At 64.7% G+C, this 11890-nt stretch carries 11 protein-coding genes; all 11 read right to left on the reverse strand.

All coding sequences use genetic code 11. The features are described 5' to 3' along the window. Nucleotides 1-19: 19 nt before the first annotated feature. A complete protein-coding gene (locus EN884_RS01020; RefSeq protein ID WP_063169945.1) occupies nt 20-832 on the reverse strand; it encodes an enoyl-CoA hydratase family protein in 813 nt (270 codons plus the stop codon). Then, nucleotides 829-1299 carry a MarR family transcriptional regulator gene (locus EN884_RS01025; protein ID WP_063169946.1) on the reverse strand — a complete coding sequence of 157 codons (471 nt, stop codon included), beginning with the start codon at nt 1297-1299 and terminating at the stop codon, nt 829-831. Before EN884_RS01025 ends, EN884_RS01020 begins: the two co-directional genes overlap by 4 nt. Beyond that, a complete protein-coding gene (locus tag EN884_RS01030) occupies nt 1293-2066 on the reverse strand; it encodes an SDR family NAD(P)-dependent oxidoreductase (protein WP_063169947.1) in 774 nt (257 codons plus the stop codon). Before EN884_RS01030 ends, EN884_RS01025 begins: the two co-directional genes overlap by 7 nt. Continuing rightward, nucleotides 2063-4357 carry a bifunctional salicylyl-CoA 5-hydroxylase/oxidoreductase gene (locus tag EN884_RS01035; protein WP_063169948.1) on the reverse strand — a complete coding sequence of 765 codons (2295 nt, stop codon included), beginning with the start codon at nt 4355-4357 and terminating at the stop codon, nt 2063-2065. Before EN884_RS01035 ends, EN884_RS01030 begins: the two co-directional genes overlap by 4 nt. A 140-nt stretch (nt 4358-4497) precedes the next feature. Next, nucleotides 4498-5097, reverse strand: a complete 600-nt coding sequence (locus EN884_RS01040; RefSeq protein WP_063169949.1) for a VOC family protein — start codon at nt 5095-5097, stop codon at nt 4498-4500. A 77-nt stretch (nt 5098-5174) separates the two neighbouring features. Next, nucleotides 5175-6011, reverse strand: coding sequence for an ATP-binding cassette domain-containing protein (locus tag EN884_RS01045; protein ID WP_063169950.1), 837 nt, complete (start codon nt 6009-6011; stop codon nt 5175-5177). Next, complete coding sequence (locus EN884_RS01050) at nt 6004-6885, reverse strand: ABC transporter ATP-binding protein (RefSeq protein WP_063169951.1); 882 nt, start codon at nt 6883-6885, stop codon at nt 6004-6006. Before EN884_RS01050 ends, EN884_RS01045 begins: the two co-directional genes overlap by 8 nt. Further along, nucleotides 6882-7730, reverse strand: a complete 849-nt coding sequence (locus EN884_RS01055; protein WP_013527973.1) for an ABC transporter permease — start codon at nt 7728-7730, stop codon at nt 6882-6884. The genes EN884_RS01050 and EN884_RS01055 overlap by 4 nt, the downstream gene beginning before the upstream one ends. After that, nucleotides 7723-8730 (reverse strand): ABC transporter permease, encoded by a 1008-nt coding sequence (locus EN884_RS01060; protein ID WP_013527972.1) that lies wholly within the window; start codon nt 8728-8730, stop codon nt 7723-7725. The genes EN884_RS01055 and EN884_RS01060 overlap by 8 nt, the downstream gene beginning before the upstream one ends. Before the next feature lie 222 nt (nt 8731-8952). Continuing rightward, the gene (locus EN884_RS01070) at nt 8953-10482 is read right to left on the reverse strand and encodes an ABC transporter substrate-binding protein (RefSeq protein WP_027161803.1); all 1530 of its coding nucleotides are present in this window, start codon (nt 10480-10482) and stop codon (nt 8953-8955) included. A 110-nt stretch (nt 10483-10592) separates the two neighbouring features. Next, the coding region (locus EN884_RS01075; protein WP_164894904.1) for an NAD(P)/FAD-dependent oxidoreductase at nt 10593-11890 on the reverse strand (1298 nt) is incomplete at its 5' end.

Raw genomic sequence — 11890 nt, forward strand, 5'->3', positions numbered from 1 at the left:
TCCACGCAAAGCATCATCCTCAATCCCCCTCGAACACCGGCTTTTCCTTGGCCACGAACGCCTTGTAGGCGCGTTCGAAGTCGCGGGTCTGCATGCAGATCGCTTGCGCCTGCGCTTCCGCCTCGATCGCCTGGTCGAGGCCCATCGACCATTCCTGGTTGAGCTGGGTCTTGGTGATGCCGTGCGCGAAGGTCGGGCCGGAGACGATGCGCGCCGCCATGTCGAGCGCGTCGGCTTCAAGCGCGGCGGCATCGACCAGCCGGTTGTAGAAACCCCAGCGTTCGCCTTCATCAGCCGTCATGGTGCGGCCGGTGTAGAGCAGTTCGGCGGCGCGGCCCTGGCCGATGATGCGCGGCAGGATCGCGCAGGCGCCCATGTCGCAGCCGGCGAGGCCGACGCGGGTGAACAGGAATGCGGTCTTGGCTTCCGGCGTGGCGATGCGGATGTCGGAGCTCATCGCAATGATGGCGCCGGCGCCGACCGCGACGCCGTCGACCGCCGCAATGATCGGCCTGCCGCAATTCAGCATCGCCTTGACGAAATCGCCGGTCATGCGGGTGAAGACCAGGAGCTCCTTCATGTCCATTTTGACCAGCGGGCCGATAATGTCGTGGACATCGCCGCCGGAGCAGAAATTGCCGCCATTGGAAAGGAACACCACGGCGTCGACATCGTCGGCATAGACGAGGTCGCGGAACGTGTCGCGGAGTTCCGCATAGCTGTCGAAGGTCAGCGGGTTCTTGCGCTCCGGCCGATCGAGCCGGACCTTGGCGATCCTGCCCTCGACCTCCCAGAGGAAATGCTTCGGCTTGCGCCCGGCCATTGCGGTCATTCGCGTCCCTCCCAGTTGCTGCGGAACGAGGTCAGCATGCCGGTCAGCCGGCGCGCGTCGTCCTCACTGACCTTGCCCAGCAATTCGCCGATCCAGCCTTCATGCGCCGCGGCGATCGCGGCAAAGGCCTGCGTGCCTTCCTCGGTCAGCCGCACCATCGAGGTGCGGCGGTCGCCATTGCGCCGCGCGCGGGCGACAAGTCCTTCCGAAACCAGCCGGTCGACGATGCCCGTGACATTGCCGTTAGAGACCAGCAGGAAACGCGACAGGTCGCTCATCAGCATGCCTTCCGGCGCGCGATAAAGCGCTGCCATCACGTCGAAGCGCGGCAGCGTGGTGTTGAAGTCCTTCTTCAGCCGCTCGCGCAGCTCGGCCTCGATCGTGCGCGAGGCGCGCAGCAGCCTGATCCACAGACGCAAGCGGTCCTTGCCGGGTCTCGACGGCGCGGGCAGGGGGCCGGCTACCATGTTTCGCCTCCTGAGATGGAAATCGCCTGTCCGGTGATCGATTGGGCGGCGTCGCCGCACAGCCACAGCACGGCGGCGGCAATTTCATCCGGCTGGATGAAGCGGCCTTGCGGGTTGGTCGAGGCAAGGCTCGATCGCGCTTGTTCGGCCGAGCGGCCGGTCTTTTCGATGATGCGCCGGATGGACTCTTCCAGCATTTCGGTTTCCACAAAGCCTGGGCACACCGCGTTGACGGTGACGCCGGATTTCACTGTTTCGGCGGCAAGCGCCCGCATCAGGCCGATGACGCCATGCTTGGCGGCGACGTAAGACGCGACGTAGGCGTAGCCTTTCAGGCCGGCGGTCGAGGCGATGAAAACAATTCGTCCCGTCTTCCGCGCGGCCATGCCGGCCAGCGCGGGCTTCACCGTCAGGAAGGCGCCGGTCAGATTGACGTCGAGCGTCCGCTGCCAGTCGCTGAGCGCGGTTTTGTGCGCCGGCGCGCTGCCGGCCATGCCGGCATTAGCGACGACGATGTCGAACGGGCCGCGCGCGGCTTGCGCCCTCTCGTAGAGCGCCGCCATTGCCGCCTCGTCGGTGACATCGGCGGCGATGCCAGAGATGCGGTCGTTTTCGCCGGCCACCTTGGCGAGCTCTGCTTCCCGGCGGCCGCAGATGGTGACGCCGATGCCGGCAGCAGCCAGCGCCAGCGCGATGGCCCGCCCGACGCCGGAGCCGCCGCCAGTGACCAGCGCATGCTTGCCGGGTATCGTCGCGGCGGCCGTCATACTTTCAGCCCCGCTGCGGCGTCGCGCTCGGCCAGACGGTAGAGCTGGTCGCGTCCGGGCAGATAGGGATCAGGCCATTTGACACCGCGGTCGCCGAGCGTGACGGCGGCATGCAGCGTCCAGTAGGGATCGGCGAGATGCGGCCGCGCCAGCGCCACCAGGTCGGCGCGGCCGGCCATCAGGATCGAATTGACATGGTCCGGCTCGTAGATGTTGCCGACCGCCATCGTCGCCATGCCGACCTCGTTGCGGATGCGGTCGGAAAACGGCGTCTGGAACATGCGGCCATAGACAGGCTTGGCCAGTGCCGAGGTCTGGCCTGCCGAGACATCGCAGATGTCGACGCCGGCCTCATGCAGCAGCCGCGCGATCTCGACCGCGTCGGCCGGCGTCACGCCCTCGATGCCGACCCAGTCATTGGCGGAAATGCGCATCGAGATCGGCTTCTCCGCCGGCCAGGCGGCGCGCACCGCGCGGAAGATTTCGAGGGGATAGCGCATGCGATTGTCCAGCGAACCGCCATATTCATCCGTGCGCCGGTTGGTGACCGGCGTGATGAAGGACGACAAGAGATAGCCATGCGCGGCGTGGATTTCGAGCATGTCGAAGCCGCAGCGATCGGCCATCTCGGCCGAAGCGACGAATTCGTCGCGCACGCGGTCCATGTCGGCGCGGTTCATCGCCTTCGGAACCTGATTCTGCGGCGACCACGCAACGGCCGAAGCCGCCATCACCGGCCAGTTGCCTGAGACCAACGGCACGTCAGTGCCCTCCCAGCCGAGCCGGGTCGAGCCCTTGGCGCCGGAATGGCCGATCTGGGCGCAGATCTTGGCCTCGGTCTCGGTGTGGACGAAATCGACCAGCCGCTTCCACGCCACCTCATGCTCGGGCGCGTAGAAGCCGGGACAGCCGGGCGTGATGCGCCCTTCCGGGCTGACGCAGGTCATCTCGATATAGATGAGACCGGCGCCACCCTTGGCCCGCTCGGCATAATGCGTGAAATGCCAGTCGGTCGGGCAGCCGTCGACAGCCTTGTACTGCGCCATCGGCGAAACGACGACGCGGTTCTGCAGCCTCATGTCGCGCAGCTTGAACGGCGCGAACATCGGCGCGCGGCGCAGGCTGTTGCCGCCGGCGCCCGCCTGGCGCTGGAACCATTCTTCCGCGCTTTCAAGCCATTCGGCATCGCGCAGTCGCAGATTCTCGTGGCTGATACGCTGCGAGCGGGTCAAAAGCGAATAGTTGAACTGCACCGGATCGAGGCCGAGATAGCGCTCGACCTCCTCGAACCATTCCAGCGAATTGCGCGCCGCCGATTGCAGCTTGAGCACCTCGGTGCGGCGGGCATCCTCATATCTGCGGAAGGCGGCATCCAGGTCCGGCTCAGTTTCGACATATTCGGCCAGCGCCACAGCACTTTCCAGTGCCAGCTTGGTGCCGGAGCCGATCGAGAAATGCGCCGATGCCGCTGCATCGCCCATCAGCGCGAGATTCTTGTAAGACCAGCGCTCGCACAGCACGCGCGGGAAATTGATCCAGGCCGAACCGCGGATATGGTTGGCATTCGTCATCAAGGCGTGGCCGCCGAGATGTTTTTCGAAGATCCGCTCACAAACGGCGATCGATTCCTGCTGCGACATCGCACCGAAGCCGAAGGCAGCCCAGGTCTGCTCGCTGCACTCGACGATGAAGGTCGCGGTGTCGCTGTCGAACTGGTAGGCGTGGGCCCACACCCAGCCATGCTCGGTTTTCTCGAAGATGAAGGTGAAGGCGTCGTCGAATTTCTGGTTGGTGCCGAGCCAGACGAACTTGCATTTGCGGGTGTCGATGTCGGGCTTGAAGATGTCGACGAAACTGTTGCGCGCCCTGGAGTTCAGGCCGTCGGCAGCGACGACCAGATCGTGCGTCTCCATGTAAGGCTTGGGATCGGCGATGTCGGTCTCGAACATCAGCTTGACGCCGAGTTCACGCGCCCGGCGCTGCAGCAGGACCAGCAGCCGCTTGCGGCCGATGCCGCAGAAACCGTGCCCTGACGAGACCGTGCGCACGCCGTCATGAATGACGGCGATGTCGTCCCAGTAGGCAAAGTGCTTCTTGATCCAGACGGCGCTGACCGGATCGTTTTTCGACAGATTGTCGAGCGTTTCGGCCGACAGCACGACGCCCCAGCCGAACGTGTCGTCGGCGCGGTTGCGCTCGAACACCGTCACATCGTGGGCGGCGTCCCTCAGTTTCATCGAAATGGCAAAGTAGAGGCCGGCTGGTCCGCCGCCGAGAACCGCAACCTTCATCTGTGCGATCTCCTCTTCGCTTGCTGGAGTTCAGTATCGCGCCGGCGATAAGATATTTCAAGCTTAAAGTTTCATATCAGAACGATCGTCCTGACATGGCGAAAGCGCGCCTGCGTGTCATCGCGCAAGCGCGCTGCCGATCACTTTTCCGGGCTCTTCGGGCTCCACAACACCGTCTCGGCGCCCTTCTCATAGGCCATCCCGTCGGGATAGCTGATCGCTTCCAGTTGCAGCCCCCAGGGCGCCTGGAAATAGAGGATGGTCTGGCCGGCGGCGGGTCCTTCCTTGACCGGCAATGGTCCCAAGCGTGTCTTGACGCCCTTGCCGTCGAGATAGGCTTTGGCAGCGGCGACGTCGTCGACATAGAAGGCGATGTGGAAGCCGCCGATGTCGCTGTTCTTTGGCGTCAGGTCCTTCTGGTCCGGTGCTGTGTATTTGAACAGCTCGATGTTCGAGCCGTAGCCACAACGCACCATGGTGACCTCTTCGATCACCGCCTTCGGATCGACGCCCAGGAGATCCTGCATGAAGGTGCCCTTGTCGTCGGCGAACGGGCCGAACGACATCGCCTTCTTGCAGCCGACCACTTCGGTGAAGAAGTCGACCGCCTGCTTCATGTCGGGAACCGTGATCCCGGTGTGGTCGTGGCCGCGCATGCCCGGGATCGAATCCGCCGAGGCCATGCCGGCGCTGCCGAGCATCGCGGCGGCGAGCGTTGCAATTGCGATTGTGGTCTTCATGTCAGTCCTCTCCATTTGGCGGGACTTGGTCTTTGTGGTCGCACGTCCGAGGCCCGCTCGTCGGCGTGCGTATGCATTCATGTCGGCGGCTTGGCTGCGGAAGGAATGTCGAGCCAGCTCGCATCGATCTCGGGCAGCGGAATGGCCGCGATGAGATCGCGCGTGTAGCTTTGCCGCGGCTTGTCGAACAAGGTGTCGGTGGCGCTCGCTTCGACGATCACGCCTTCGCGCATGACGATCACCTGCCGGCACAGCCGCCGGATGACCGACAGATCGTGGCTGATGAAAGCGACGGTCAGCCCCATCTCCGCGGCAAGCTCCTCCAGCAGGGTGAGGATCTGCGCCTGCGTCGAGACGTCGAGGCCCGAGACGATCTCGTCGGCCAGCACGAATTTCGGCGACAGCGCCAGCGCGCGCGCAATGCCGACGCGCTGGCGCTGGCCGCCCGACAGTTCGTGCCGATAGCGGCTGGCGAAACTTTGCGGCAGGCCGACACGCTGCAGCGCCTCGGCGACGCGCGCCTTCAGGTTGTCGCCAAGACCATTCTGCTTCAAAGGCGCGGCGATAATGCTGGTAATGGTGCAGCGCGGGTTGAGCGACGACATCGGATCTTGAAAAATCATCTGCAGATTGCGCCGCAGCGGCCGCAGCTCCGCTTCCGGCAGATTGGTGATGTCGCGGCCGTCGAAGCGGATGCTGCCGGCGCTTGGCTCCAGCAGGCGCACCAAAGCGCGGCCGAGCGTCGACTTGCCCGAACCGGATTCGCCGACAATGCCGGTCACCGAGCCCCGCGGCAGGTCGAAGTCCAGGCCCTTCAGGATTTCGGCCAATGGCGCGCGGCCGATCAGTGGCTTGCGCGTCATGTCGGGCAGCGCGACCTTCAGCCCGCGCACGGAGAACAACGGTTCAACCATGCGGCCGCCTCCAGGCTTGGTCGGCGGCAGCGATCTCCGAAGCAAGTCCGGCCAGCACCGCCTCGTCCACCGGTCTTAGCGAGGCGAAAGGATCGGTGTAGCGTGGCGTCGCCGCGATCAGCGCCCGTGTGTAGGGGTGCTGCGGCGCGGCGAAGAGCGCTGCGGTCTCGGCCTCCTCCACCACCTTGCCGGCATAGAGCACCGAGACCCTCTGGCTGATCTTGGCGACGACGCCGAGATCATGGGTGACGAACAGGATCGCCGTGCCATGCTCGCGCTGCAACGCAGCGATCAGCCGCAGGATCTGCTTCTGCACGGTGACGTCGAGCGCCGTGGTCGGCTCGTCGGCGACGATCAGCCTTGGCTCCGCGGCGAAGGCGGCGGCGATCAGCACGCGCTGGCGCATGCCGCCGGACAGTTCGTGCGGATAGCTTTTGAGCACGCGGTCGGGGTCGCGGATCTGCACCTCGTCCAGCAACTGGCGAATGCGGGTATCGGCCTTCTCGCCACTCCAGCCGAGGATGCGCACCAGCCGGTCGGTCATCTGCGAGCCGATGCGGCGTGACGGGTTGAGAGCGGTCAGCGGGTCCTGCGGGATCAGCGCCGTGCATGCCCCGATCAGCGTGCGCCGTGCCTTGGGCGGCAACTTGCCGAGGTCTTCGCCCTCAAGCAACATATCGCCTTCGACGATGCGCACGCTCGACGGCAGCACACCAAGCACAGCCTTGCCGATCATCGTCTTGCCGGCGCCGCTTTCGCCGACCAACGCGCGGACCTCGCCGGGTTGGACGGAGAGCGACACCGAACGCAGCATGCGCTGGCCGTTGGGCAGCACGGCGCTCAGATTGGCGATGTCAAGGCAGACCGCGCTCATCGCAGCACCGGGTCGAAGCGCGTCTTCAACGCCTCGCCGAATTGGCTGAACGACAGCACGGTGAGGATGAGCGTGATCAGCGGGAACACCAGCACCCACCAGGCCTGATGGATCGACAGCCGGCCCTCGGCGATGATGCCGCCCCAGGTCGGGTCGTCGGTCGAGATCGACAGATTGACGAAGGACAGGATCGCCTCGACGATGACGGCGATGCCCATTTCCAGCGACAGCAGCGCCACGATTGACGGCACCACATTGGGCAGCACTTCGCGCAGCATGATGCCGATGCGGCCATAGCCGGCGATGCGGGCATTCTCGACATAATCCATGCGCGACTGGCCCATCGTCTCGGCACGGATCACCCGGCAGAAACGCGTCCAGTCGATGATGGCGATGGCCAGGATGACGGAACTCAAGCCTGTGCCGAGCACCGCAACCAAAAGGATGGCGAACAGCACCGGCGGAAATGCCATCCAGACATCGACGATGCGCGAGATGATGCGGTCGGCCCAGCCGCCGAAATAGCCGGCTATGAGCCCCAGCATCGAGCCGACCAGGCAGGCGGCGATGGCCGCGGCGAAAGCGACGATGAAGGCGATGCGGCCGCCGAAGATCAGCCGGGACAACAGATCGCGGCCGAGGCTGTCGGTGCCGAGCCAATAGCCGGGTTCGGCGCCGGCCATCCAGAACGGCGGCAACCGTTCCAGCATCAAATCCTGCGCCAGCGGATCCTGCGGCGCGACCAGCGGCGCGAAGATTGCCGCCAGAAGCGCCAGCAGCAGCCAACCGCCGGCAAGCCACAGACGCGGCGACACAGCTCGTCTTTGAGCGCGGCCCTCATCCATGGCGCAGCCTTGGATTGAGCAGCGCGTACATCATGTCGACGCTGAGGTTGATCAGCACGAACAGCAGCGCGAAGACCAGCACGATGCCCTGAATCAGCGGCAGGTCGCGGTTGATGACGGCGTCGATCGCCATGTTGCCGAGGCCTTCATAGGAAAACAGCCGTTCGACGATGACGGTGCCGCCGATGAGGAAGGTGAACTGCACGCCGACCAGCGTCAGCGTCGGCAGCGCGGCATTCTTCAGCGCTTCGCGCAGGATGACCTGTGTTTCCGAGAATCCCTTGACCCGCGCCAGCACGACGTAGTCGAGGTCGAGCACTTCCTTCAGCGACTGTTTCAGCAGCTGCGAGATGATCGCCGCCAGCGGCAGCGCCAGCGCCACGGCCGGCATCAGCATGTGTTTCAGCAGATCCCAGGTCAGGTCGAGGCGCAGACGAAGCAAGCTCTCGAACAGATAAAACTGGGTGACGAAGGGCAGGTCGAGCTGCGGCGACACCCGGCCGGAAATGTCGAAGATCGGCACCAGCACGCCGAACAGCAGGATCAGCACCAGGCCCCACAGGAAGTCGGGAATGGAAAGCGCCGCGCCGCTGGCGATGTCGATGCCGGCCTCGACCGCCGTGCCGCGTTCGCGCGCGCCGATGATTGCCGTCGTGCCGCCGAGCGCCACCGCCATCACAAGCGCGACGATGGCAAGCTCCAGCGTCGCTGGCAGCCGGTTGAAGACGAGACCCAGCACATCCTGCCTGAGCGAAATCGAGGTGCCGAAATCGCCCCTGGCGACGCCTGACAGCCAGATGAAGAATTGCTGCACGATGGTCTTGTCGAGGCCGTAGAGCGCTCGCAGCCGGGCAATGTCGGCATCCGTAGCACCAGGCGGCAGCATCATGGCGATCGGATCGCCGGGCGCGACGCGGATCACGACAAAGACGACGACGGCCACGCCGAACAGCGTGATCAGCATCGTCAGCAGACGGATCAGGAATCTTTGCAGGAGCATTCTGGCGTAGGCCTAATGCGTTTCGGTGACTGATGGAACGAAGACCCCTCATCCGGCCGCTTCGCGGCCACCTTCTCCCCGAGGGGAGAAGAGGTCGCTGACGGCTGAGCCGGTCTCTTCTCCCCAGCGGGGAGAAGGTGGCCCGAAGGGCCGGATGAGGGGGCCTGCGCAAGTTGGGAGAAGGCATGCCGGCTTTGCGACAGCGCGCCTTTCTCGACTCTCTCAGGCCGGGGTCATCAGGGCCGGCAGCAGCGCGCCCGACACATGCTGAACCACATTGACGCCCTTGGCATGGACGATGGGCTGCGCATACTGCATCAGCGGCAGCACATAGGCCTGCTCGGCGATGTATTTGTCGACAGCCTTCCAGCCGGCGATGCGCTTGGCCTCGTCCTTCTCGCCCCACAGCGGGTTGATCATGTCGATCAAATCCTGGCTGTCCCACACCGAATGCGGGCTCGGGCCGTACATGGCAAAGCCGGTCGAGGTGGTCGGATCGCCGATGGCGTTGCCCCAGTTGTAGAAGGCGGCCGGCGCCAGCTTATCGGCGGCGCGCAGTTCGTAGTGCTTTGCGATCTCGTAGACCTCGATCGTCGCCTCGATGCCGACCTTGCGCCACATGCCGACGATCGCCTGGATCATCTCATAGTCCTTGGGCTTGAAGCCCTTGGTCGTCTGGATGGTGAACTTGACCGGCTTTTCCGGCGAATAGCCGGAGGCAGCCAGCAATTCCTTGGCCTTTTCCGGATTGTGCTCGACCTTGATCGACGCGTCGTAGGATGCGTATTCCGGCGTTTCCAGCGTATCGATCGGCTGTCCGTAGCCGCGCAGCAGGCGATCGACCAGCAGCTTCTTGTCGACGGCCATCACGGCGGCCTGACGGACGTTCTTGTCCAGCATCGCCTCGATGTCGTTGAAGAAGATCATGCCGATGTCGGAAACGTTCTTGCACGAGCCGGCCAGCCCGTCCTTGGCGATCAGCCGGTCATACTCCTCGTAGGGGATTTCGAGCGTCACTTGCGAGGAGCCGGATTCGATCTCGGCGACGCGGCTTGCCGCGTCGGCGACGAACTTGATCGTCACATTCTCGAAGGCCGGCTTGCCGCCCCAGTAGTTCGGGTTTGCCTTGAGCCGCAGGAAAGCGTTGCGCTCGAACTTTTCCACCATGTAGGGGCCGGTGCCGATCGGCGCCTTCTCGAAACCTTCGGCGCCGACCTTCTCGTAATAGGCCTTCGGCATGATGTAGCCGGTCAGGAACGACATCCATTTGAAATAGACCGGGTCGAACTGCACGACGTCGCCGGTGATCTTGTTGCCGTCGATCTTGAAGTTGTTGACGTTCTTCCAGACGAACTGGATCGGGTTGCCGGTCTTTTCGTCGCCTGCCCGCTGTAGCGACCAGACGACGTCCTCGGCCGTGAACGGCGAGCCGTCATGCCAGGTCACGCCTTCGCGCACCGTCATCATGATCTTCGTGCGGTCGTCGTTCCAGCCCCATTCGGTGAGCAGGCCCGGCGCGAAGGACAAATCGGGCTTCTGCGGGATGAACTGGTCGAATACCGACTGGTAAAGCCCCTGGATCGTCGGGTTGACGGCCGAGGGTCCGGTGGTCGGATCCCAGGATGGCAGGTTGACATTGTAGGCGATGGTCAGTTCGCCGGCAGCCGCCCTAGCGATCTGCGGCAGGCCGACGGCGGCCACCCCGAGTGCCGCGGCGCTGTATCCGAGCAATTCCCGTCTGTTGATTGTCATGGTCGTTCCCCTTGTTGGTTTTGTTTCTGCGCGGCGTCTTCAGGTCATTGGTTCAGGCTTCTTGGGCAGCAGCGCCTTGCCCCTCGTAGCCTCAAGGAAATCTCCGGCTCCTACCTCCCGCCAAGCTGTTGTGCGAGCATGAAGCCCGACGCCGCACCGGTGCCGGCGCCCGGCCATGTCGCGGCTCCAGTGAGGTGCAGATGCGCCACCGGCGTGTTCCAGCCGGCATAGTTGCGCGCCGGGCGGAATAAAAAGTTCTGCGCCAGATGATGGCTGCCGCAGACCTGGTCGCCACCGACGAGATTCGGGTTCTCACGCTCGAGGTCGATGGGCGAGAAGACGGCGCGGCCGAGAATCTTGTTGCGCAGGCCGGGCGCATAGGTCTCGATGATGTCGAGGACACGGTCTGCGTAGACCTCCTTCACCTTGTCCCAATGGTCCGGTGCGATCTTGCCGGCGGCATCGCCCAGGATTTCGGCCGGCAGCATGCGCACTTGCACCCACAGCACATGCTTTCCCTGAGGCGCCCGCGACGGGTCGATCGCCGTCGGCTGGCCGACCACCAGCACAGGCTCGTCCGGCAGCATGCCCGCCATGGCCTGCTGATAGGTGCGCGACATGGCGTCGAGCGACGGCGACAGATGCACATAGGCGAACTGCCGAAGCTCCGCTCCGGCACGCCAATCCGGCAAATCGTCCAGCGCCAGGTGGATCATCATCGTGCCTGGCGCATGGCGGAATTTCTGCATCGCCGTGTCGAAGCCGGCGTCGCCCGAACCATTGGGCAGCAGCTTGCCCGTCAGCGCCTTGGGCGCGACGCCGGCAATGACTGCCCTGGTGGCGGTATGCGTCTCGCCCGAAGCGAGCCGTACGCCGGTCGCCTTGCCGGCCGAAACGGTGATCTCGGCGACTTCGGCGCCGGTGACGATCTTGCCGCCGGCGGAGGTCGCCATGCCAGAGAGGGCACGGATGATGGTGTCGGCGCCGCCCTTGCCCAGCACCATGCCGAAACTCTGGTTGGCCATCGATTCCAGATAGGGGAAAACCGCACCGCCGGCGATATCCGGGGCGAAGTCGAGATGCATGCCCCAAGTGGCGAGCGTTGCCCTGATATGCGGCGACTCGAAAGTTTCCTCCAGCCAGGCGCGGGGTGAGGACAGCAGCAGCCGGCCCGTATCGAGCGCTCCGGACATGCCCTTCTTGCGCCACAGGTTCCACGCCGTGCCGGCAAGCGCGCGGGCACTCATCGGCGAACCCAGCAGCCGGAACAGGTGTTCGGCCTCCGCCGGGAAGGCGGCGACCAGCCTGCGCCATGTGGCGGCGTCGGCGGCTGAGAAGGCGGCGATGCGCGCGGCGGTCTTTTCCAGATCGTTGCTGACGCCGAACCAGCGCCCGTCAGGGAATGCGC

The sequence above is a fragment of the Mesorhizobium sp. M7A.F.Ca.AU.001.01.1.1 genome (assembly GCF_004022735.1).
GTDB classification, from domain to species: domain Bacteria; phylum Pseudomonadota; class Alphaproteobacteria; order Rhizobiales; family Rhizobiaceae; genus Mesorhizobium; species Mesorhizobium ciceri.

What these genes read in the sequence shown, in the direction of transcription:
- EN884_RS01050 (WP_063169951.1), bottom strand. Translation starts at nt 6,885, where the DNA reads ATGAGCGCGGTCTGCCTTGACATCGCCAATCTGAGCGCCGTGCTGCCC.
- EN884_RS01040 (WP_063169949.1), bottom strand. Translation starts at nt 5,097, where the DNA reads ATGAAGACCACAATCGCAATTGCAACGCTCGCCGCCGCGATGCTCGGC.
- EN884_RS01045 (WP_063169950.1), bottom strand. Translation starts at nt 6,011, where the DNA reads ATGGTTGAACCGTTGTTCTCCGTGCGCGGGCTGAAGGTCGCGCTGCCC.
- EN884_RS01025 (WP_063169946.1), bottom strand. Translation starts at nt 1,299, where the DNA reads ATGGTAGCCGGCCCCCTGCCCGCGCCGTCGAGACCCGGCAAGGACCGC.
- EN884_RS01070 (WP_027161803.1), bottom strand. Translation starts at nt 10,482, where the DNA reads ATGACAATCAACAGACGGGAATTGCTCGGATACAGCGCCGCGGCACTC.
- EN884_RS01055 (WP_013527973.1), bottom strand. Translation starts at nt 7,730, where the DNA reads ATGGATGAGGGCCGCGCTCAAAGACGAGCTGTGTCGCCGCGTCTGTGG.
- EN884_RS01020 (WP_063169945.1), bottom strand. Translation starts at nt 832, where the DNA reads ATGACCGCAATGGCCGGGCGCAAGCCGAAGCATTTCCTCTGGGAGGTC.
- EN884_RS01060 (WP_013527972.1), bottom strand. Translation starts at nt 8,730, where the DNA reads ATGCTCCTGCAAAGATTCCTGATCCGTCTGCTGACGATGCTGATCACG.
- EN884_RS01035 (WP_063169948.1), bottom strand. Translation starts at nt 4,357, where the DNA reads ATGAAGGTTGCGGTTCTCGGCGGCGGACCAGCCGGCCTCTACTTTGCC.
- EN884_RS01030 (WP_063169947.1), bottom strand. Translation starts at nt 2,066, where the DNA reads ATGACGGCCGCCGCGACGATACCCGGCAAGCATGCGCTGGTCACTGGC.